This window comes from Streptomyces sp. NPDC096310 (assembly GCF_044763125.1).
Classification (GTDB): Bacteria; Actinomycetota; Actinomycetes; order Streptomycetales; family Streptomycetaceae; genus Streptomyces.
The window spans coordinates 976,016-998,125 of the sequence record NZ_JBIWFO010000001.1; the positions used below are offsets into that span (position 1 = coordinate 976,016).

The 22,110-nt window shown below is 71.3% G+C and carries 14 protein-coding genes and 1 pseudogene; 8 read left to right on the forward strand and 7 right to left on the reverse strand.

Going from position 1 to position 22,110, the window contains the following annotated elements; translation table 11 throughout:
- Positions 1-144: 144 nt before the first annotated feature.
- A pseudogene (locus tag ACIQ7D_RS03975) lies at positions 145-651 on the forward strand (aldehyde dehydrogenase family protein); the annotation flags it as partial.
- Here ACIQ7D_RS03975 and ACIQ7D_RS03980 read toward each other — a convergent pair.
- From ACIQ7D_RS03980 to trxA, 3 genes are all read right to left on the reverse strand, one after another.
- Positions 602-1,999 carry a DUF6056 family protein gene (locus ACIQ7D_RS03980; RefSeq protein ID WP_403933302.1) on the reverse strand — a complete coding sequence of 466 codons (1,398 nt, stop codon included), beginning with the start codon at positions 1,997-1,999 and terminating at the stop codon, positions 602-604. The pseudogene ACIQ7D_RS03975 and the gene ACIQ7D_RS03980 sit on opposite strands and share 50 nt — an antisense overlap.
- A 139-nt stretch (positions 2,000-2,138) precedes the next feature.
- Positions 2,139-3,566 (reverse strand): glycosyltransferase, encoded by a 1,428-nt coding sequence (locus ACIQ7D_RS03985; protein WP_403933304.1) that lies wholly within the window; start codon positions 3,564-3,566, stop codon positions 2,139-2,141.
- A gap of 459 nt (positions 3,567-4,025) precedes the next feature.
- Complete coding sequence (gene trxA / locus ACIQ7D_RS03990) at positions 4,026-4,406, reverse strand: thioredoxin (protein WP_403933306.1); 381 nt, start codon at positions 4,404-4,406, stop codon at positions 4,026-4,028.
- A gap of 135 nt (positions 4,407-4,541) precedes the next feature.
- Between trxA and ACIQ7D_RS03995 the strand changes: the two genes are divergently transcribed.
- Together ACIQ7D_RS03995 and ACIQ7D_RS04000 are read left to right on the forward strand one after the other, a co-directional pair.
- Positions 4,542-5,975, forward strand: a complete 1,434-nt coding sequence (locus ACIQ7D_RS03995; RefSeq protein WP_403933308.1) for a dihydrolipoyl dehydrogenase family protein — start codon at positions 4,542-4,544, stop codon at positions 5,973-5,975.
- Between the two features lie 130 nt (positions 5,976-6,105).
- Positions 6,106-9,429 carry a glycoside hydrolase family 2 TIM barrel-domain containing protein gene (locus ACIQ7D_RS04000; RefSeq protein ID WP_403933310.1) on the forward strand — a complete coding sequence of 1,108 codons (3,324 nt, stop codon included), beginning with the start codon at positions 6,106-6,108 and terminating at the stop codon, positions 9,427-9,429.
- A 111-nt stretch (positions 9,430-9,540) separates the two neighbouring features.
- On the opposite strand, the gene manD is transcribed toward ACIQ7D_RS04000, so the two are convergent.
- The 3 genes from manD to ACIQ7D_RS04015 all read right to left on the reverse strand — a co-directional run bounded on the left by manD (position 9,541) and on the right by ACIQ7D_RS04015 (position 13,948).
- Positions 9,541-10,755, reverse strand: a complete 1,215-nt coding sequence (gene manD / locus ACIQ7D_RS04005) for a D-mannonate dehydratase ManD (protein ID WP_403933312.1) — start codon at positions 10,753-10,755, stop codon at positions 9,541-9,543.
- A gap of 63 nt (positions 10,756-10,818) precedes the next feature.
- Entirely contained in the window at positions 10,819-12,372 is a 1,554-nt protein-coding gene (locus ACIQ7D_RS04010; RefSeq protein WP_403933313.1) for a mannitol dehydrogenase family protein, read from the reverse strand.
- A gap of 373 nt (positions 12,373-12,745) precedes the next feature.
- Positions 12,746-13,948, reverse strand: coding sequence for an ROK family transcriptional regulator (locus tag ACIQ7D_RS04015; protein ID WP_403933315.1), 1,203 nt, complete (start codon positions 13,946-13,948; stop codon positions 12,746-12,748).
- 219 nt (positions 13,949-14,167) lie between these two features.
- On the opposite strand from ACIQ7D_RS04015, the gene ACIQ7D_RS04020 reads away from it, so the two are divergent.
- From ACIQ7D_RS04020 to ACIQ7D_RS04040, 5 genes are all read left to right on the forward strand, one after another.
- A complete protein-coding gene (locus ACIQ7D_RS04020; protein WP_403933317.1) occupies positions 14,168-15,088 on the forward strand; it encodes an ROK family protein in 921 nt (306 codons plus the stop codon).
- 163 nt (positions 15,089-15,251) lie between these two features.
- Entirely contained in the window at positions 15,252-16,499 is a 1,248-nt protein-coding gene (locus ACIQ7D_RS04025; protein ID WP_403933319.1) for an ABC transporter substrate-binding protein, read from the forward strand.
- Between the two features lie 137 nt (positions 16,500-16,636).
- Complete coding sequence (locus ACIQ7D_RS04030) at positions 16,637-17,452, forward strand: carbohydrate ABC transporter permease (RefSeq protein ID WP_403933813.1); 816 nt, start codon at positions 16,637-16,639, stop codon at positions 17,450-17,452.
- Complete coding sequence (locus tag ACIQ7D_RS04035; RefSeq protein WP_403933320.1) at positions 17,449-18,393, forward strand: carbohydrate ABC transporter permease; 945 nt, start codon at positions 17,449-17,451, stop codon at positions 18,391-18,393. Before ACIQ7D_RS04030 ends, ACIQ7D_RS04035 begins: the two co-directional genes overlap by 4 nt.
- 30 nt (positions 18,394-18,423) lie before the next feature.
- Complete coding sequence (locus tag ACIQ7D_RS04040; protein ID WP_403933322.1) at positions 18,424-20,187, forward strand: hypothetical protein; 1,764 nt, start codon at positions 18,424-18,426, stop codon at positions 20,185-20,187.
- A gap of 35 nt (positions 20,188-20,222) precedes the next feature.
- Here the strand turns inward: ACIQ7D_RS04040 and ACIQ7D_RS04045 are convergent, their stop codons facing one another.
- Positions 20,223-21,974, reverse strand: a complete 1,752-nt coding sequence (locus ACIQ7D_RS04045) for a hypothetical protein (RefSeq protein ID WP_403933323.1) — start codon at positions 21,972-21,974, stop codon at positions 20,223-20,225.
- Positions 21,975-22,110: the final 136 nt, after the last annotated feature.

The window sequence follows — 22,110 nt, forward strand, 5'->3', positions numbered from 1 at the left end:
CCCAAACCTCCCTTCTTTTTTTGGGGGTTGCGTCATTTGGGGGGGGGGGGGGGGGGCCGCCCCCCCGGCCGCCCCGGCTCTCGTACACCCGCCGGGTCCCCGCCGGTGTCGTCGGCGTCATCGCGCCGTTCAACGCCCCGCTGATCCGAAGCGCTGGCCGAGGGGGACCCGTACCGTGAGCGGGTCCATCTCGGCCCGGTCATCGACGCCGCCCAACTGGCCAAGACCGGTGGAGGCGAGCGCGGCGCGCGGGGCCCGGGTCGCCGCGGGCGGCACCCACCGCGGTCTCTTCTACCGCCCCACCGTCCTCGCCGACGTCGACGACCACACCCCCGCCTACACGGACTCTCCCTGGGCATCGTCACCCGGGACACGGCGCTCGGCCTGGAGTTGGCGGACCGTATCCCGACCGGGATCGTCCACATCAACGACCAGACCGTCAACGACGAGGCGGTCGCGCCCTTCGGCGGCATCGCCGCGTCGGGAACGGGCGCGCGCTTCGGCGGCGAGGCCAATCTGGAGGCGTTCACGGAACTGCGCTGGACGACCGTACGGCGCGAACCGGCGCGGCACGCTTTCCAGGCCAGGGCGTCCTCAGGCGTCATCCGCCTCGGGCGATGCCCCGGCCTCCCTGTTTCGTTCCGTCCGTGATCTCCTTCACCCGGTAGTAGGTGGCGACGCAGGAGGCGGGCCACTTCCGTGTGCCGAAAGGTTCCGACATCTTGCTGATGACGAGCCGTTTGTACGGGACCGTGGTGGCCCCCGCCGCGGCCCGGTCCCGGAGCTGGTGGTCCTGGATGTCCCAGGCACGGGCCCGGACCCGCATGTCCGACTCCAGGGCGCGCAGCGACACCGCGCATACGGCTGTGACACACACGCACAGGATCACCGCACCCGCGGCTGCCGGTCCGGCGGCACGGCGGTACCGCCGTGCCGCCAGGTTTCCGAGGAGACCGCCCGCGCCGACGAGCAGGAGGAGCAGCGGGAAAAGGTAGTCGTTCCACAGCCGGTTGGCGGTCGCGACCGAGGAACCGAACGCCGGATAGGCGATCACCGAACATACGTATCCGGAGAACAGCAGAGCCGCCGCCCCGGACGTGAGGACCAGGGGAGCCCTGCGGTCGGTCCGGGGAATGCCTCCGTCCGTGCGGCGAATGAGCACACCGATCAGCACACCCGCGGCGATCGCGCCGAGGTACTGCCAGTTCGTCAGGACGGTATGGACGATGCGGGCGTAGGCCCCCAGTGAAGCCAGGAGCGATTCCGGCGCGAACATGGAGTCCGCGTGGTAGCGCGTGCGCCGGTTGCGTGAGCCGGGTGAGGTGAGGAGCACGGCGGTGCCGATGAGGATGCCCGCTCCGGCGGCGGCGCACCAGGCCCGTACGAAGGGGAGCCGTCCTGCCGGGAAGAGCCGGCGGCCCAGCAGCAGGGCGAGGGCGAGGAGGGGCAGGGCGACCACGGAGGTCTCCTCCGACAGCGTGCCCAGGATGGCCCCGACGACGAGCGCGGACGCGATGGCGACGGCCTTTCCGCGCCACGAGGTCGCCAGCAGGGCCGGAATCGTGGCGGCGGCCGCGAGCACGGGCGGGAAGGTGTGCGAGACCGACGAGGCCGGCCAGAAGAAGGTCTTGTACGTGTTCGTGGAGGCGAAGCAGAAGACGGCCAGGACCATGGCAGCCGAGAACAGCGGTACACCCCGGGGTACCCGCCACCTCGCGCACCGCAGCAGCGCCGCGGCCCACGCCCACAGGAGGGCCAGCATCAGGACCGCGCTGATTCCCGCGTACCACTGCTGGCCCGCGACACCGAACGTGGCGTAGGAGGCGACGAGCACGCCGTTGGCGATCCGACCGTTGTCGGTGGAGTAGAACCGGTCCACCAGCGCCATGAAGCCCTCGTCGCGTACGAGAGGCAGGAAGCACCACTCGTCACCACTCGGACGTACCCAGCGCGCGAACCACGAGGCCCCACCGAAAAGCCCCAGTGGCAGGAGGGGCAACAGGGCCGTACCCGCCGTAAGGAGAGGCGAGGGGGCGATGGCCGGGTTCTTCGCGTTCGTGTGCCCCCTCCTGCCCGTATCGGTCCTCTCGACGGGCCGCGCGGGCGCCGGCCGCTCCCCGCTCTCCATGAGGACGACGTCAACCGAGGGCGCCGTCGTTCTGCTTCGCTTCGTCGGGGACGTTCGACACCATGCCCACGGTGTCCACCGGCCGCCGACCGGAATCGATGGCCCAGCGGGCGAGGAGGAAGGAGAGAGGGGTGACGAGGACCCCGGCGGCAAGCGCGGCGACATTCTTGTCCATTTCGAGTCGACTGATGGCCACATAGAGAAGCGCGCCGGAGGCCACGAGATTGAATCCGCTGGACAGCGGATATCGAAGAAACGCACGCCAGGTCGGACGGGTCCGGCACGTGAGGTAGGAATTGAGCAGGAACGAGCCGACGACACTGACCGCGTATCCGAGAACATGCGCCGCGAGATAGGGAATCCATGGGTTCAGGACTGCGTAGACGGACAGATACACGGCGGTATTGATGATTCCGATCGCAGCGAAGGTCGCGAACTGCCGTGTCGTGGTGGGACGGCCCGTCGGAAGAGCGGCCGATCCGCGCCGCGGAGGGCGGGGTCGCGGGGCGGGGCGCTCGTCCGTTTCGCGGACCACGAAGGGCGGGCGGCGTTTGACCTCGTGGTAGATGCGTCCGACGTATTCACCGATGATCCCCAAGGTGATCAGCTGGATACCTCCCAGCCCCACCACCGCCATCAGGAGTGTGGCGTAGCCGGGGACCGCGGTCCCGTGGAGCGCCACGTCGAAGGCGGCCCACGCCGCATAGCCCACGGCTGCCAGAAGGAACCAGAATCCCGCGTAGATGGCCAGTCGCAGAGGCCGGTTGTTGAAGGAGAGCAGCCCGTCGATTCCGTAGTTCAACAGACGGCGACTTCCCCACTTCGAACTGCCCGCGAGCCGCTGGGCGTTCTGGTAGGTGAAGGTGGCCGTCGTGAATCCGATCCAGGAGAAGATGCCCTTCGAGAACCTGTTGGTCTCCGGCAGTGACAGCACCGTGTCCACCGCCTGGCGTGACAGCAGCCTGAAATCCCCGGCACCGTCGAGCACCTCCACATCCATGAGGTGGCGCACCAGAGCGTAGTAGCCGCGACTCAGCACGGTGCGCGCCGCGCCCTCGCCCTCACGGTTCCGGCGGGGAATGACCTGGTCGTACCCCCGCCTGTGGAGTTCGACCATCCGCGGAATGAGCTCCGGGGGGTGCTGGAGGTCCGCGTCCATGATGACCACGGCCTGCCCTCGGGACATGCGCAGGCCGGCGAGTATCGCGGCCTCCTTGCCGAAGTTCCTGCTGAGTACCGTGTACCTGACGCGCCGGTCGCCTGCGGCGAGGCCGCCGATGATGTCCCGTGTGCGGTCCGTGCTGCCGTCGTCCACATAGCAGATCTCGTAGTCGAGGCCGGACGGCCCGAGTACATCCCCGACAGCGGCGTGGAACCTCTTGAGGACGGCTGCCTCGTTGAGGCACGGCACGATCACGGAAAGCCGAGGTGTCGTCAAACCATCCTCCTGACCGAACGAGCTCAGGTGCAGCCGTCCGCCGCCAGAGGTGGGCGAGGGTCCCTGTCGCTGCCGACAGCCCCATCCCAGGCGGCATTCGCCCCAATATTCGCCGGTCGGGGAGCGACTCGCAGATCTACCCGCCTGCGGATGCCGCCGTATGGCCCCGCCGGTGACCTGGTGGCCTCGATGGCGCGGACCTTCTCGCGCAGGCGGATCCGGCGGTGCCGAACCTGTTCAGGACGTGTGATGACGCGTGCCACCCGCCGGTGACCGCCCCGCTGCTCGGCGGCGGGCCCGGCCTCGATCCGATCCCGGCCGGCCCGCGCACTGCCGCCGGCCACGTGCGGGCGGAAGCCGGACCGGGAGAACGTGCGGGAGGACAGCTCCTCGTACGGGTCACGCCCCGGACCAGGGGTGTCCCTGGTCCGGGGCGTGTCCCTGGTCCGGCTCCCGGGCTCAGCCCTCGGCCGCGTTCTTCGCCTCGGCCTCCGCGACCGACTTGCGCACCTCGTCCATGTCCAGCGCGCGCGCCTGGCCGATCACGTCCTCCAGCGCGGTCTCGGGCAGGGCGCCCGGCTGGGCGAACACCGCGACATTGTCCCGGACGATCATCAGCGTCGGGATGGAACGGATCTCGAAGGCCGCGGCCAGTTCCTGCTGAGCCTCCGTGTCGACCTTGGCGAAGACCAGATCGCCGTGACGCTCCGACGCCTTCTCGTAGACCGGGGCGAACTGGCGGCACGGACCGCACCAGGAAGCCCAGAAATCGATCAGGATGAAGTCGTTCTCCGACACCGTCCGGTCGAAGTTCTCCTTGGTGAGTTCCACTGTGGCCATGGCCTGATACCTCTTCCTGCTCTCCGGTGAAGCCGCCTGCGACAACCGTCCGTGCCGCCGCCGTATTCCTGACACCCCGGGCCCCTGCCCGATGATCGTCTGGCCATGCGGTCCACACCCCTCCAGACTGTCCCCATGACAGAAGCTGTGGAGTACGACGTGGTGGTTCTGGGCGCGGGCCCGGTCGGGGAGAACGTCGCCGACCGGGCCCGGGCGGCCGGGCTGAGTGTGGCCGTGGTGGAGAGCGAGCTGGTCGGCGGTGAGTGCTCGTACTGGGCCTGCATCCCCAGCAAGGCGCTGCTGCGCCCGGCCCTCGCCCGCGCCGAGGCGCGCCGGGTGCCGGGGCTGAGCGAGTCGGCCCGGGGCCCGCTGGACGCCGCCGCCGTGCTCGCGCACCGCGACTACTTCACGTCGCACTGGAAGGACGACGGCCAGGTCGGCTGGCTGGAGGGGACCGGCGCGGTCCTGCACCGCGGCCACGGCCGGCTGGACGGCCCCCGGCGGGTGACGGTGACCGCCCCCGACGGCGCCGAGCGGACACTGACGGCGCGGCACGCCGTCGCCGTGTGCACCGGCAGCCGGGCCGTCCTGCCCGAGCTGCCCGGGCTCGACGGGGCCGGCGCGTGGACCAGCCGGGAGGCCACCAGTTCCCCGACCGTCCCGGCGCGCCTCGTGGTGGTCGGCGGCGGTGTGGTCGGGATGGAGATGGCGACCGCGTGGCGGGCGCTCGGCTCCGAGGTCACCGTGCTGATCCGGGGCGTCGGCCCGCTCCCCAGGATGGAGCCGTTCGTGGGCGAGCTGGTCACCGAGGCGCTCACCGAGGCGGGGGCCACCGTACGTACGGGCGTGTCGGTCGCCGCGGTCGAACGCGACGGCGCGAGCGGACCCGTCACCGCCGTGCTGGCGGACGGCGAGCGGATCGAGGCCGACGAGATCCTCTTCGCCACCGGCCGCGCCCCGCGCACCGACGACCTCGGACTGAAGACGGTCGGACTGGAGCCGGGCTCGTGGCTGACGGTCGACGACACCTGTCTGGTGGAGGGGAGCGACTGGCTGTACGCGGTCGGTGACGTCAACCACCGGGCCCTCCTCACCCACCAGGGCAAGTACCAGGCCCGGACGGCGGGCGCCGCCATCGCCGCGCGGGCCGAGGGCGCCACCGTGTCCGCCGCCGACGCGTGGAGCGCCCACACCGCCACCGCCGACCACGCCGCCGTCCCCCAGGTCGTCTTCACGGACCCGGAGGTGGCCGCGGTCGGTCTCAGCCTCGCGGAGGCCGAGGCGGCGGGCCACCGGGTCCACGCGGTCGACTACGACCTCTCCGGTGTCTCGGGCGCGGCCCTGTACGGCGACGGCTACCGCGGCCGCGCCCGTATGGTCGTCGACCTGGACCGGGAGATCCTGCGCGGTGTGACCTTCGCAGGACCGGGGGTGGGCGAGATGCTGCACTCCGCGACGGTCGCGGTGGTCGGTGAGGTCCCTGTCGACCGGTTGTGGCACGCCGTCCCCTCGTTCCCCACGATCAGCGAGATCTGGCTGCGGCTGCTGGAGACGTATCGCGACCGGTGAGCTGACGCCGGGCGGGTCAAGGGCGGCGGTTCCGGGCCCGGTGGACCGAAAGTAGGCCATCGGGCCTTGTGTGGTGGGTGGTTCCGCCGGAAGCTGGTGGTTCTTGTCGCCTTCCGTTCGGAGCCGCCGCATGAGTGCACACCGACCGAACGACCTCCACCAGAACTCCCCGTATGGCGCCGGACCACGTCGCCGTAGCCTTCTCACCGCCGGAGCCGCCGCGCTTGCGGGCTGGTCCGTGTTCACCGCGCAGAAGCGCGCGTTCGCCGCGGAGACCACCACGGCCGCCGCGAGCGCCGCGCGCGCCGACGGTACGGAGTGGGAAGCGAACCCGCGGGTCTTCCAGGTGAACCGGGAGGACCACCGGGCCCGGCTCGTCCCGTACGCGGGTGTCGCCGACGCGCTGCGCGGAGAGCTGACCCGCTCCCCGTACTACCGTTCCCTGAACGGCACCTGGCGCTTTCGCTGGTCGAAGAACCCGGAGACCCGCCCCACCGGATTCCACGCCCCCGGCTTCGACGACAGCGGCTGGGACCGTATCCCCGTCCCGTCCAACTGGGAGATGAGAGGCTACCCGGAGCCGATCTATCTCAACATCAAGTATCCGTGGGTCGGGTACGAGACGCCCGAACCCCCCGAAATCCCACACGAGTTCAACCCCGTCGGCTCCTACCGCCGGGACTTCACCGTGCCACGCGCCTGGGACGGACGGCGCACGCTCCTCTCCTTCCAGGGCGTGAAGTCGGCCTTCTTCGTCTGGGTGAACGGCGAGCGCGTCGGCTACAGCGAGGACAGCTACACCCCCGCCGAGTTCGACATCACCGAGCGGCTGCGCCCCGGCCGCAACACCCTGGCCGTCGAGGTCTTCCGCTGGTCCGACGGCAGTTGGCTGGAGGACCAGGACATGATCGACCTGTCCGGGATCTTCCGGGACGTCTATCTGTACGCCACTCCGACCGTGCGGGTACAGGACCTCTTCGCACACACCGCGCTGGACGCGGCCTACCGCGACGCCGTGCTCACCCTCGATGTCACCGTACGGAACCTGGGCCCCGGCCGCCCGGGCGGACACCGGCTCACCGCCACGCTGTACGACGCGAAGGGGCGCCGCGTCCGGTGTGGCCCGCTCGAAGGCGACGTCGGGTTCGACGCCGGGGACGCGAAAGGGAGCCCGGGCGCGAAGGGCGGCGGGGACGCGGCCGTCACCCTCGAAGCCGCCGTCCCGGCCCCCGCGCTCTGGTCGGCGGAGGCGCCGCACCTCTACACACTCGTCGTGACCCTCGCGGACGCGGCGGGCCGGGCCGTCGACATCCAGCGCACCCGCATCGGATTCCGTCAAGTGGAGTACGGGCCCGGCCGGTTCACCGTCAACGGCGCGCCCGTCATGCTCCGCGGCACCAACCGCCACGAGAGCGACCCGGACCACGGCCAGGCGGTGCCCGAGGAGCGGATGGTCCAGGACATCGTCCTGATGAAGCGGCACAACATCAACGCGGTACGCACCTCGCACTACCCCAACCATCCGCGCTGGCTGGAGCTGTGCGACGAGTACGGCCTGTACGTGATCGACGAGGCGAACCTGGAGACCCACGGAGTGCGCGACCGGGTGCCCGGCTCGCTGCCCGAGTGGACCGACGCCTGTCTGGACCGGATGCACGCGGTCGTCGAGCGCGACAAGAACCACGCGAGCGTCATCGCCTGGTCGCTCGGCAACGAGGCCGGCCAGGGCTCCAACTTCCGTGCCATGGCGGAGTGGACGCACGGCCGCGACCCGTCGCGGCCGGTGCACTACGAGGGCATGAACGCCGTCGCCGACCTGCACAGCGAGATGTACACGAGCCCGGCGGGCGTCGAGGCGTACGGCAGGTCCGGCAACCCCACCCCGTATCTGCTGTGCGAGTACAACCACTCGATGGGCAACAGCGGCGGCAATGTGCGGGAGTACTGGGACGTCTTCGAACGGTACCCGAATCTGCACGGAGGCTTCGTCTGGGACTGGGTCGACCAGGCGATACGGCTGCCGGTGCCGGGGGATCCGAAACGTTCCTACCTGTCGTTCGGGGGCGACTGGAAGCCCGGATACCCGACGGACGGCAACTTCTGCTGCAACGGTCTGGTCGCCGCGGACCGCTCCGTCCACCCGGGGCTGCTGGAGATCAAACAGATGTACCAGCCGGTCGGGATCAGCGCGGGTGAGCTGTCCGCGGACACATCCGGCGGCACGGTGCGCGTCCACAACAAGCAGCTCTTCACCGGCCTGGAGGCGTACGAACTGCGGTGGACGCTCACCCGGGACGGCGAGCGGATCCAGCAGGGCACCCTGCCCGCGCCCGATGTGGCGCCGGGCGCCACCGGGACCGTACGTATCCCGTTCCGCGCTCCTGAGCCGTCCGCGCCCGGCACGGAACACTGGCTGAACCTGGCGTTCGTGCTGCGCGAGGCGGCCGACTGGGCCCGGGCCGGACACACCGTCGCCGCCGGACAGTTGGCCCTGGAGCGGCGGACGGCAACGGTTCCGGACCCAGGGGCCGCGCCGTCCGGGCGGGCGCTGCCCGCGCTCCAACTCAGCGAGTCGGAGGGCGAGATCAGGGTAACGGGCCGGGACGTGGAGGTCGTCCTCGACAAGGCGGCCGGCACCCTCTCCGCGTACCGCTTCCGGGGAAAGCTTCTGCTCGCGGCCGGACCCGTGCCGAACTTCTGGCGCGCGCCCACCGACAACGACATCGGGCGTGGCGCCCAGAACACCCTGCGGACCTGGCGGGACGCGGGCGCGCGGCGCACCGTGACCTCCGTGACCGCCCGGCACTCCGCGCCGGGCGAGGTCACCATCGAGATCGGCGCCACCCTGCCCACCGCGCCGGCGGTCGCCGACTGGCACACGGTGCTCACCGTGCGCGGCGACGCGGAGGTGCGGATCAGACACACCCTGCGGGCGCCGTCCGGGCTGCCCGATCTGCCCCTGGTGGGAACCCTGTTGACGGTGCCCGCCGGATTCGAGCGGATCGACTGGTACGGGCGCGGTCCGCACGAGAACTACTGGGACCGCAACACCTCCGCCTTCGTGGGCCGTTACCGCTCCACGGTCGACGACCAGCCGGCTCCGTACGTCCGCCCGCAGCAGATGGGCAACATGACGGACGTACGCCATCTCTCGCTGACCGACCGCACCGGTGACGGCCTGCTGGTGGTTGCCGACCCGGCGCCCGGCGAACCGCTGCTGGAGACCAGCGCCCTGCACCACGCGCCGGCCGACCTCGACGGACCCCGGCACCCGCACGAGCTGACCCGGCGCCCCCAGACGGTGCTCGGCGTCAACCACCGGCAGACCGGGGTGGGGGGCATCAACTCCTGGGGCGCCGCCCCGCTGGAGCGGTATCGGCTGTACGCGGGACGCGACTACACGTACGCCTACCGGCTGCGGCCCGCGGCCCTGCCCCACGTCCGGGAGGAGTGAGAGCGCCCACCCGGCCCCCGTGCCGGATCCGTCCGCGGCGCCCTCCCGGGTGCCACGGGCGGTGGTCCGGCACGGGGATCAGCGGGCTCCCGCCGGGGGAGCCCGCAACCGTCACCAGTCGTGGACGCTGCCGTCGCGCAGCCGGTTCACGGGCAGGTACTTGCGGTCGTACGGGAAGCGGGCGGCGGCCTCCTCGTCGAAGTCGACGCCGATCCCGGGCCGGTCACCGGGGTGCATCAGACCGTCCTCGAACCGCCACGACGTTTGGAACACCTCCTCGTACGGGCTGAGATGGCTCATGTACTCCTGCATGCCGAAGTTGGCGACGGAGAGGTCGACGTGGAGCGCGGCGGCGAAGGAGACGGGCGAGAGGTCGCCCGCGCCGTGCGAGCCGGTACGCACCCCGTACAGCTCCGCCAGGGAGAAGATCTTACGGAGGTGGCTGATGCCGCCCGCGTGCGACACCGATGTACGGATGTAGTCGATCAGCCGGTTGGTGATCAGGTGCTGGCAGTCCCAGATGCTGTTGAAGATCTCGCCGACCGCCAGCGGGGTGGTGGTGTGCTGCCGGATCACCCGGAAGGCGTCCTGGTCCTCGGCGGGGGTGGGGTCCTCGATCCAGAACATCCGGTACGGCTCCAGGGATTTGCCCAGACGGGCCGCCTCGATCGGGGAGAGCCGGTGGTGCACGTCGTGCAGAAGCTGGAAGCCGTAGCCGAACCGTTCCCGGACCGCGGCCATGTAGGTGGGCACGAAGTCGAGATAGGCGCCGGTGTCCCAGTTCTCCTCGGTCGGCAGGCTCCCGTCCGCCGGCTCGTAGGTGACCCCGTCGCCCTTGCGCATGCCGTACACGCGCTCCAGCCCGGGCACCGCGGCCTGCGCCCGGACGGCACGGAAGCCGCGGCCGAGGAAGCGGTCCACGTCGTCGAGGAGCTGGGGGATGTCGTTGCCGCTGGCGTGGCCGTAGACGGTGACGCCCTCCCGGGCCGCGCCGCCGAGCAACTGGTAGACGGGGAGTCCGGCGACCTTGCCCTTGATGTCCCACAGCGCCACGTCGACGGCGGCGATCGCGGTCATGGTGACCGGTCCGCGGCGCCAGTAGGCGCCCTTGTAGAGGTACTGCCAGATCTGCTCGATACGGTCCGCGTCCTGCCCGATCAGGAGGGGACAGACATGGTCGCCGAGATAGGAGGCCACCGACAGCTCACGGCCGTTGAGAGTGGCGTCGCCGATGCCCGTCACACCGTCGGACGTGGTCAGTCTCAGAGTGACGTAGTTGCGTCCCGGGCTGGTGACGAACACCTGGGCGTCGACGATGGTGGCCATGCGGGCGGCCCGCCTTTCTGTGGGTGGTGGGGGAGTTGGGTGTGAGTCGGAACGAAGTGGCTGTTACGCGGGGTGAGTCGAGGCGGCGCGCGCCGCGGCGTCCAGGGTGGCGCGGGCGCCGTGCCGGGCCAGGTCCCGCGCGTGGGCGGCGACCCGGTCGCTGAACTCCGGGCGTCCGGCCACGGGTTCGGGCAGCAGGCCGCCCGCCTCCACCACCAGCCGCGCCGCCGCGCCGGGTTCACCGGCACGCTCGGCCAGCGCCCGCAGCCGGGCGGTCGCGTCGTCCCGTACGGCGCCGAGCGCCTGTTCGTCGTACGCGTCCCGGCCCCGGGTGACGACCTGGATGTACGCGGCCACACCGAGGGCCAGCACATCGGGCACCGTGCCGGAGGCGAGGTGGTGGGCGAGCGGTCCCGCCCAGCGCACCGGGATCTTCAGCGAGCCGTCGGTGGCGACCTGTGCGGTGCGGTGGCCGAGCGCCGGGTTGGCGAAGCGTTCGAGCAGTTCCTCGATATAGGCGGCGCCGTCGACACCGTCCGGCACCTCGACGCTGGGCAGGATCTCCCGGGTCATGGCGTGCCGCACCGCCGCGCCGAGGCCCGGGTCGGTGACGGCGCGGTCGATGGAGGGGTGACCGAGCAGCAGCCCCAGATAGGCGAGCAGCGAGTGGGCGCCGTTGAGCAGCCGCAGCTTCATCGTCTCGTAGCCGGCCACCTCGGGAGTGAAGACCGCGCCGGCCTTCTCCCAGGCGGGCCGCCCGGCCCGGAAGTCGTCCTGGAGGACCCACAGCCGGTACGGCTCGGCCGGCACCGGCACCGCGTCGCGCACCCCGAAGTGGCGGGTGACCAGGGCGCGGTGCTCGTCGGTGGTGGCGGGCGCGATGCGGTCGACCATGGTGCTGGGGGTCGACACCGAGGAGGCGAGGTAGGCGGTCAGTTCCTCACGCTCGCCGGACGGCAGGGCCGCCGCGAACTCCTCCAGCAGGCGCCGGACCCTACTGCCGTTGTCCATCAGGTTGTCGCAGGTCAGCACGGTCAGCGGAGCGGCGTGGGTGCGCACCCGGCGCTGTAGACCGCGCAGCAGCAGACCGAGCGGGGAGCGCGGGGCGGCCGCTCCGGCGAGGTCGGCGGCGATGCGCGGGTCGTCCAGGTCCAAGCCGCCGGACGGGGTGAACGTGTACCCCTTCTCCGTCACCGTCAGGGTGACGATCCGGGTGCCGGCCGCGCCGATGGCGTCGACCACCGCCTCGGCCTGGTCCCCGCCGAGCAGCCCGGCGTGGTGCACACCGGGGACGTCCGCCCGTACGGAGCCGTCGCGGCCGAGGGTGAGGACGGTGTACAGCTCGTCCTGTGCGGTCATGCCCTCCACGACGGTCCTGGAGCGCTGCGTCGGTCCGGTGACCACGCCGGTGATGCCCCAGGGGCCTTCCGCGTGCCGGAGCGCCTCGGCGGTGTAGACGGCCTGGTGGGCGCGGTGGAAGTTGCCGAGCCCGAGATGGACGATGCCCCGTTCGGGAGCGGTACGGGGGCGGCGGAGGCCGGGCACGGGAAGCCGGGAGCGGGAGAGCGCCGGTGCGCTCGGGTCGGGGCTCCGGCTCTGGCTCGGGTCGGTGTTCACGCGGGCTCCTCGGTGGGTCTGCGCCGATGGGGGTGGACGCCGGTCCTTCGCGGCGTCCTCGATCTCCGGCGGGACTACCATACAAGCCTAGTATGGTAGGGGCAACGGTGGTGGCGGGAGGACATGGGCCGGGGCGCCGGGGGCCGCGCCGCACGGGCGCGGGCGCCGGCCCGCGCGGCGCGGGGTGCGCGGACGCGTCCGGGGCGCTCCGGACGCGTACGTACGGTGCGGCCTGGCCCTCGGCCCCGGACACGTACGTACGCGGGTGCGACCGGTCTCCGGCCGCTCCGGCCGCTCCGGCCGCTCCGGCCGCTCCGGCCGCTCGGGCCGCTCGGGCCGCTCGGGCTCCGGCCGTGCGGCCGGACCCACCGCCTCAGTCGTTGGCGAAGCGCCGCGCCAGGGCGATCTCCCGCGCCGACTCGACCCCGGCCGCGACCCCGCCGTACAGAATGCCCCGGTCCCCGAGGAGCGACACCTCCAGCGCGGGCGGTTCGAACGGCAGGATCAGGGACAACTGCTCCTGGACGACCGGGACATAGTCGCCGAGCCTGCGCCCCACGCCGCCGCCGAGGATGACCAGGGCCGGGTCCACGACCGTGATGACCGCGGCCACGGTCAGGGCCAGCAGCCTGGCCTCCTCCGTCAGGACCTCGCGGGCCCGCGGGTCGCCCGCCGCCGCGGCCGTCATCACGTCCTCGGCGGTCGCGGCGTCGGTCAGCCCGTTCCTGCGCGCCGCGCCGACGATCGCGTCGGCCGCCGTCGCCGCCTCCAGCATGCCGCGCTCACGCACCTCCGCGGGCAGCCCGCGGAGCGGCACCGGCAGCACTGGCATGAAGGCGATCTCGCCGGCCATGCCGCGGGTGCCGCGCAGCGGTCTGCCGTTCACCACGATTCCGGCGCCGACCCCCGAACCGACGTGCAGATAGACGAAGTTGTCGACATCCTGGCCCAGCCCCCGGGTCCGCTCACCGAGCGCGCCCAGGTCCACGTCGTTCTCGAAGCGGACGGCGCCCGCCTCGGCGAAGAACTCCCTGAGTCTTCTGACATGCAGGGAGTACCCCCACCCCGGCAGGTTCGACGCCAGCCGGAAGGACTGCTCCCCGGGGTCGTAGACCCCGGGGCTGCCCACGACGATCTGGAGGAGGTCCGCCATCGTCAGCGACCGCTCGGCGAGAACGGACGACACCAACTCCTCGATGACGCGGACCAGTTCCTCCGCGTCCTGGGCGGACGGCACCCGTACGTGCCGCACGATGTCTCCGGTGAGATCGGTCAGCGCCAGCCTCACCCAGCGCCGTCCGATGTCCAGTACGGCCACCCAGCCCGCCGTGGGTTCGGGGCCGAAGAGCTGTGGCGACCGGCCCGCCTGCCCCGTCCGTACCCCCAGCTTCCGCAGCAGCCCGTTGTCGATCAGCGCGGCGACCGCCGCGCTCACCGTGGGCTTCGACAGCCCCGACGCCGTGACGAGCTGGGGGATGGAGACGGACCCGGCCGCGTAGACGTGGTGGAAGACGGATCGCTCGTTGAGATGGCGCATGTACGTCGTGCTGGTCGCGATCGGGGACGACTTCGGCAACGGACCCTCATTTCCGGTCGGACTTCTGGTCGGTCTTTCTGGTCGGTCTTCTGGTCAGTCTGCTCGTCGGGACATCTCGCCGGACGCGGCCGGCGCTCTGCCCCGACTTCTCCCCGACTTCTACTCGGACTCCCTCTCGGACTTCCTCCCGGCGGTCCGCGAAGGGAACATCCGTTGAACCCCTTGTTTATTTAGGAGGCTCCCTTACAATCATCCCTCATGAAAGCGCTTGCCATCTCGGGGCCCCTCGTGGCCGTCGACATCGGCGGAACCAAGACCGCGCTCCTCGTCACCGACGCGGAGGACGGCTCCGCGCGCCGTACCGCACGCATACCCACGCTCCCCGAGGAGGGCCCGCACCCCCTCTTCGCGCGGATCGCGGACGCGGTGGACGCCCTGCTCGGCCCCGGGGCGGACCGCGCGGACGTGACCGCGCTCGGGCTGGTCTGCCCGGGGATCGTCACCGAGACCGGTGTGCTCTTCGCACCCCACACCCCGGGCTGGGAGGACCTGCGGGTGCGCCGGGTGACCGCCGCGCTCTTCCCCGGCGCCAGGATCGCCGTCATGAACGACGTCAAGGCGGCGGCGCTCGCCGAAGCCAGGGAAGGCCGGCTGGCCGGGGTCGCACACGGCATCTACCTCAATGTCGGTACCGGCCTCTCCTGCGCGCTGGTCGTCGGCGGAACGGTGCTGACCGGCGAGAACGGTGCCGCCGGCGAGATCGGCTACCAGGTGTTCGATCCGGCGGCTCCCGGCGTACGGGAGGGCAGGGCGCCCCTGGAGGAAGCCTTCTCCGGCGCCGCGCTGACCGCGCTCGCCAGGGCCGAAGCGGGGCCCGGCGCCACCGCGGGCACCGCGTTCCAACTGGCGGGCTCCGAGGCCGCCTTCGGCGCGGAGATCGGTGGGCGGATCGAGCGGTTCGCCGCCGCCGTCGCCAATCTCGCGATCGCCTTCGACCCGGCGCGGATCGTCGTCGGCGGCGGAATGGCCCGGTACGACGAGGTGTTCACGGCGCTCGCCGCCGCGCTGGAACGGCTCGTCCCCTTCCCGCCCGCACTGCTGCGCTCCTACGGGTACGACGACGCGGCCCTCACCGGCGCCCTCATCGCGGCGCGGGAAACGCTGAGCCCGGAGCCGTGAGGAGAGGGCGGAGCGCACCGCCGCCCGGAGCCGTACCCCCGCGACACCTCGATACCCCACCCCCGCGACACCCCACCCCCCTCGTCCCTCACACCCCTGTCCGTACCGACGCCCGAGCCGAGGCAGAACCCGCGCTCCGTCGAGCGCGAAGAAAGTTGGACGCATGAGAAAGAAGCTCATCCCGATGGCGACCGTTCTCTCGCTCGCCCTCACCGGCTGCGCGTTCGGCGGCGAGAGCGGCGCGGGCGGGGACTCCGACACCCTGAGGTTCTGGCTCTCCGGCGACGGGAACCAGGGCGGTGGCTTCGCCACGATGGCGAAGGAGTACACCAAGGAGACCGGCGTCAAGATCGACGTCGTCGACATCCCCTACGACGACCTGCGCACCAAGCTGCGCAACGCCGCCCAGGCGGGCGACCTTCCCGCGCTCGCCCGGGTGCCCTCGGTGGACCCCCTGTGGGCGGGTTCCCTGCTGGACCTCACCGCCACCGCCGAGAAGAACAAGGTCAAGGCGAACCTCCTGGCGAAGTCGTCGAAGGGTGAGATCAACGCGGTCCCCACCGATCTGACGGCCGTCGGCCTGTTCATCAACAAGAGCCTCTTCGACAAGGCGAAGGTCCCGTACCCGAAGTCGGCCGCCGACCAGTGGACCTGGGACGAGTTCACCGCCTCGCTGAAGAAGGTCCAGCAGTCGGCGGGCGCCAAGTACGGCATGGTGATGGACGGTTCGAGCCACCGGCTGCGCTCCTTCCTCTACCAGCACGGCAGCAACGGCTTCGGCCCGGATGCGAGCGGGAAGTACGCCGCGAATCCGCAGACCACCACCGCCCTGGAACGCTTCAAGGCGATGAACGACGACAAACTGATGCCCCGCTCCGTCTGGCTCTCCGGGGACGACGCCAACGCCCTGTTCAAGAGCGGCCAGGTCGCCGCGTACTACTCGGGCGTCTGGCAGATCACCGACTTCTCCCAGAACATCAAGGACTTCGAGTGGAAGTCCGTCCTGATGCCGAAGCAGCCCGTGCGCGCCACGAACCTCGGCACCAACTACCTTGTCGGATTCGACGGCCCCGCCGCGGAGAAGACATCGAAGTTCCTCGACTGGCTGTACACCCCGGAGAACTACCGCAAGCTCTGCGAGATCTCCGGCTTCCTCCCGGTCGAGGACGGCGTCGAGGTCACATACGCCGCCGACAAGGAGGCCTTCGGCCTCTACAACGACGAGATCGCCGCGTCCGCCCCGATCGACGCCCTCCAGATGCGCAGCGAACTGACCGCGGCCTACGAGGGCAAGGGCTCCACCGACGACCCGATCAGGGACGAGACCGTCAAGTACCTGAACGGCGACCAGGACGTGAGGACGACCGTCTCCGCCATCGAGAAGAAGTTCACCGAGCAGGCCGGCGGCTGAGGATGAAGCCGACGTCGGCGGCGGCCGTCGCGGAACGCCGCCACAGCAGCCCACCACCGCTTCCCGCGGTGCCCCGCCGGCGACGGCGGGGCCGCTACACCACGGCGCCGATCGCGCTCGCCGCGGTCAACATCGTGATGTTCCTCCTGTTCTTCGTCTGGCCGGGCGCGCTCGGGCTGCTCTACTCGTTCACCGACTACCGCGGTTTCGGACAGCCCGACTTCGTCGGGTTCGACAACTACCGCACCCTGTTCGGGGACACGGACTTCTACGCCGCCCTGGGACGTACGGCGGTGTACGTCGTCCTGTCCGTCCCGCTCACCTACGTCCTCTCGCTGCTCGTCGCCGTCCTGCTCGTCAGCCGGTTCGCCCGCGGTACGACCGTCGCCAAGGTCATCTTCTTCTTCCCGTGGCTGATCTCCCCGATCGTCACGGGTGTGATCTGGCGCTGGCTCTTCGGCGAGAACTTCGGCTTCGTCAACTTCGTCCTCGGCACGATCGGCGTCTCGGACGTCCAGTGGTCCTCGGACGGGGACCTCGCCCTCGCCGTGGTGGTCCTCGCCACGGCCTGGGGAGGGACGGCGTTCAACATGCTGCTGTTCATCGCCGCCCTGAAGAACGTACCGACGTCGTACTACGAGGCCGCCGAGCTGGACGGCGCGAACGGCTGGGAGCGGTTCCGCCACATCACCCTGCCGGCGATCGCCCCGACCTCCTTCATGGTGATCCTGCTGTCGACGATCAACGCCACCAAGGAATTCGCGATGGTCCAGGCCCTCAACGGCGGCGGTCCCGGCACCGACAACCGCCTGATCGTGCAGTACATCTACGAGACCGGGTTCAAGAAGGCCGAGGTCGGCTACGCCAGCGCCGTCTCCATGGTGCTGATGGCGATCCTGCTGGTGGTCGCGCTCGTCCAGATGCGTATCGGCCGAGGGCGGGGAGCCTCATGAAGGACAACGGAACGACGCTCACCAAGGGGCCGGTCAACGGCTCCGGCGCACCGGGCGACTCCGGCGCACCGGGCGGCCCCGACGCGCCGCGCGCGCCCGCGACCCGCCCCGACCGGGGCAACGGGAGAGGCACCCGTACGGTCGCCGTCACCCTCGTCCTGTGGGCGCTGGCCGCCTGCTTCGCCTTCCCGGTGGTGTGGTTCGTCCTCAGCGCCTTCAAACCGGGCAGCGAACTCTTCAGCTATCCGCTCTCCGTCCTGCCCCGCGACTGGACGGTCCAGGGCTTCGCCGACGCCTGGCAGCGGATCCACTTCGCGCGCTACTTCGGCAACACCCTGCTCGTCGCGTCCGTCACGACCGTGCTCACCGTCCTCGCCAGCGCCGGCACCGGGTACGCCCTCGCGAAGTACTCCGCCCGCTGGATCAGGATCTTCTTCGTCTGCGTTCTGGCGACGACGATGCTGCCCACCGAGGTCATCCTCACCCCGTCCTTCGCCGTCGTACGCGAACTCGGGCTGTACGACTCCCTCGCCGGGATCATCGTCCCCTCGATCATCACCGCGACCGGCATCTTCATGTTCCGCCAGTTCTTCATGACCGTCCCCGACGAGATCCTGGAGGCCGCCCGTATCGACGGCGCGAGCGAGATCGGCATCTTCGTGAGGATCATGCTGCCGATCGCCCGGCCGATCGTGGTGACACTGGCGATCTTCTCCTTCCAGTGGCGCTGGAACGACTACATCTGGCCGCTGATCGTGCTCGGCGACCAGAAGCGGTTCACCCTCCAGGTCGCGCTGCGCAACCTCATCGGCGCGCAGAACATCGACTGGCCGGTGCTGATCGCCGCGTCCGTCATCTCCCTGCTGCCCCTGCTGGTGATGTTCCTGGTGTTCCAGCGCTACGTCATGAACGCCGACATCAACGCGGGCCTGAAAGACTGAGGGAACGAGCCGAGGACTGTGAACGACCCGATGAACCGACAGCACCCCCGAACGCCGCCGCCCGAAACCGATCTGCCCTTCGTGGACCTCCTGGTGGCCGCGCTCGACCGGTACGTGCCCGAACTGCGGGCCGCGCTCGCGGACGGCGCGTACGACACCGCCCAGCACCGGGCCCTCGCCGCCGGTGTCAAGACGCTCGTCACCGCGTATCTGACCCCGCGCTCCCGCTGGCACACCGACCCCGGACTCCTGCCCCCCGCCCGGCGCTTGCTCGACCAGCTCGGCACGCTCCAGGGCGCTGACGGACTCTTCGGCGGCGACAACCTCGCCTCGCCGCCCGACTCGTCGTTCACCGTCAACGACATCTGCCTCACCACCCGGCTGATCGACACGCACCCCGGCCCCGCCGATTCCCCCGGCGGTACGGAACTGACCCGGCTGCGCTCCGGACTCACCGCGATCCGCCGCGCCGTGACGCCTGCGCTGCTCACCGGCGGGGTGCACACCCCGAACCACCGGTGGGAGCTGTGCGCGGCCCTCGCCCGGCTGCACCGCATCGAACCCGACCCACGGCTGCCCGCCCGGGTCGGCCAGTGGCTCGCGGAGGAGATCGACCTCCAGGCGGACGGCATGTACTCCGAGCGCAGCCCGCTGTACGCCGCACACGTGACCAACCCGTCCCTCCTCGCTGTCGCGGACGCCCTCGACCGCCCCGAGCTGCTCGATCCCGTACGGCGCAACCTCGACGCCTTCGCGGGCCTCTTCGACGAGGACGGCACGGTGGAGTCCGTGCACTCCCGCCGTCAGGACCAGCGCACCCCCTTCGACGGGGCCGGATTCCTCCTCCCGTACCGCCGGTTCGCCGTACGGGAGCGACGGGCCGACTACGCGGCGATCGTCACCGGCATCCTCGCGCGCCCCATCGGCGCCGAACTCGCCGCCGACGCCCTCGCGGAGATCCTGCTCGACCCCACCCTCGCCCGGCCCCTGCCCATCGCCCCGGCGGCCGGGCCCGCCACCGCGCGGACGGTCCTCGCCGACTCCGGTCTGGCCCGGTGGCGTACGGGACGCCGCACCGTCACCGTCTTCGGCGGCGGGGACAACGCCCGCTTCCCCGACATCGCCTCGGGCCTCGCCACCAACCCCACCTTCCTGAGGTTCCGGCAGGGCGCCGCCCTCCTCGACGCCGTCCGGCTGTCGGTGAACTTCTTCGGCCTCGGCCCCTTCCGCAGCGAGTCCCTGCGGGTGGCCGACGACGGGCGCTGCTCGCTCACCCGGACCAGCACCGCCCACTTCTACCAGCCGCTGCCCGCCGGCCGGCGCCGCCCCGGCGGCGGATACGAACTCGGCGGCGAGGGACGCTTCTTCGCCGCCATGGACTTCGCGCACCGCCCCGCCGACGCGCACCGGCTGCGCGTCGACGCCGAGGTCGTGCCGACCGGGTCCGGTGTGGACGTACGGTTCGACCTGACCGGTGTCCCGACCTCCTTCGTCCTCGAACTCACCTTCCGGGCCGGGGGAGTTCTGACCGGGGCCCGCCGCCTGCCGGGGAGCGACGCCTTCGAGCTGGTCGACGGCGAGGGCGGCTACACCGTGGGCGGGGACACCATCCGTTTCGGACCCGGCAACGGTACGGGGCCCGCGCAGCCGGCGCTCTTCGACCACGGCGAGCGCTTCACCTACCTGGGCGCGGAGGACTCCGCGCCGGGCACCCGGGTCCGTATCACCGGGCGCGTCCCCGGTGTCTACACACTGACCCTCACGGGAGAGGACGCCTCCGAGGAGATCTCCTGACCCGCCCGGCCGCCGCTCGCGCCTCACACCGGCTCCTAGAAGCCCGTTCCGAACCCTTCCACGACATACGCGCACTCCGTGTAGATGTAGCCGGGCTGGAGCTTCGCCGTGTCCGCGCCGGAGGAAGTGGCCGTGCTGCTCTTGGACTTGTGCAGGAAGTACGTGGTCCCGACCGGCAGGCTGATCGTCTTCTGCGGGTAGTTCCTGCCGCCTTTGCAGGCGGTGAGCGAGGCGGTGGCGGCGGTCGAGTACCGCGAGCAGCTTCCGCAGCCCTTGAGGGTGACGCTGCCGGTGACCGGGCCCGTGTAGAGGACCTCGACCTCGTCGGGGCTGTCGTTCTTGATCGTGACCGAGATGGAGCCGCCCGATGCCGTCGTGGGCAGCCGCTTGCCCGCGGCGGGCTCGTCCTGGGCGATCTCCGCGGCGATCGCGATCTTCTGTGCGCGCGCCCGGTTCTTGTCCTTCTTGTTCGCGGTCAGGAAGTCGTTCATGGTGGTCAGCGCTGTGTCGAAGTCGCCGTCGCGGTAGTGCTGGACACCGCACGCGTACGTACCGGACCGGATGTGCGCGTCCGCCCTGCCGGTGTCCTCGGTGAGCGCGCCGGCCACGCCCGCCCGCTGCCCGGGCAGCGCCGCCGCCTGCGCCCTGAGCGTCCGCAGCTTGTCGGTGACCGCGCAGGGGCCGGTGCCCTTGAGGCCCTTGGCGGTCGTCTCGATCGTGGTGCGGATCGCGGGCTCGACCCTGGCGGCCTGCCCGGACTCCGGGAAGACGGTGAGCAGTTCGGCGAGGTTGCCGCCGTCCTGCGCGACCGCGGCGTCCTTGCCGAGGCCGCCCACACCGCATTCGTACAGCGAGGTGGCGAGCCGCTCGTCGGGCCAGGTGACCAGCGGGCCGAGCCGCTTCCTGTCCACCGTGTCGGGGACCGTGCGCAGATACTTCAGCGGCTCTATCGCCCCGCAGTAGTCCTTCTCACCGTACGGGGCGCCGACCGTCTCGTAGTACGCCGCGAGCCGGCTCGGAACGCGCTTCGCCGCCCGGGAGTCCGGGTGGTCCGTCTGGAGGTCGCGGTAGGTGGCGAGCGCTTCGGTGAGGGCGGGCTCGGCCGTGGCGAACGGCTCGATCCGCGCGCTCTCGACCAGTTGGTCGGCCTTGGCGAGCCGGTCCAGCAGCAGCTTCTGCGCGGCCTCCTCGCGCGCCCGGTCGTAGAGCGCCACACCGCCGAGGGGCGCGGCGAGCAGCGCCAGCGCGAGCACCAGGGCGACGGGCGCCCGCGACGGCCAGGCGAGCGGGGTACGCAGCCCGCGGGCCGCGCCGTGCACCGCCGCGAGCGCCAGGAAGAGCAGATACGCGGTGAGCACACCGCCGGAGACACCGTCCGGGTCCGCGGGCAGGGCGACGAACAGCAGGGCTCCGGTCGCCGCCCAGCAGACGGCCGTCGCGAACCAGCGGCGCACCAGCGCGTAACCGAGCCCGAGACCGCTCAGGTTGAGCAGGGCCACCGCCACGGCGCGCAGCGGATCGGCCGGACCCTGCGGTACTGCGGGCGGCATGGACGGCGGCGGAGGCACCGGGAAGCCATCGGCCTCGCCGTATCCACCGGCCCCGCCGAACCCTCCGGTCCCGCCGTATCCTCCGGCTCCGTCGAACCCTCCGGTCCCGCCGTGTCCACCCACACCGCCGGGCTCCTCGGGCTTGCCGAACTCGACGGGCCCCGTGGCCCCGCCGCGTCCGCCGCTGCCGCCGGCTCTGCCGGATTCTCCGCTTCCGCGCTGCTCGTCCCAAGACATCGCGACTCCCCCCGGTCGTCGAACTCACCCCGTGCAGACCCGCATTGTAGTGCCCTTCCCGGCCATGTCTGCCCCGTCGCGAGCCCCCGCACGCGCGGCCATGACCTGGGGCGAAACCTCGTACGGCGCCCGGAAC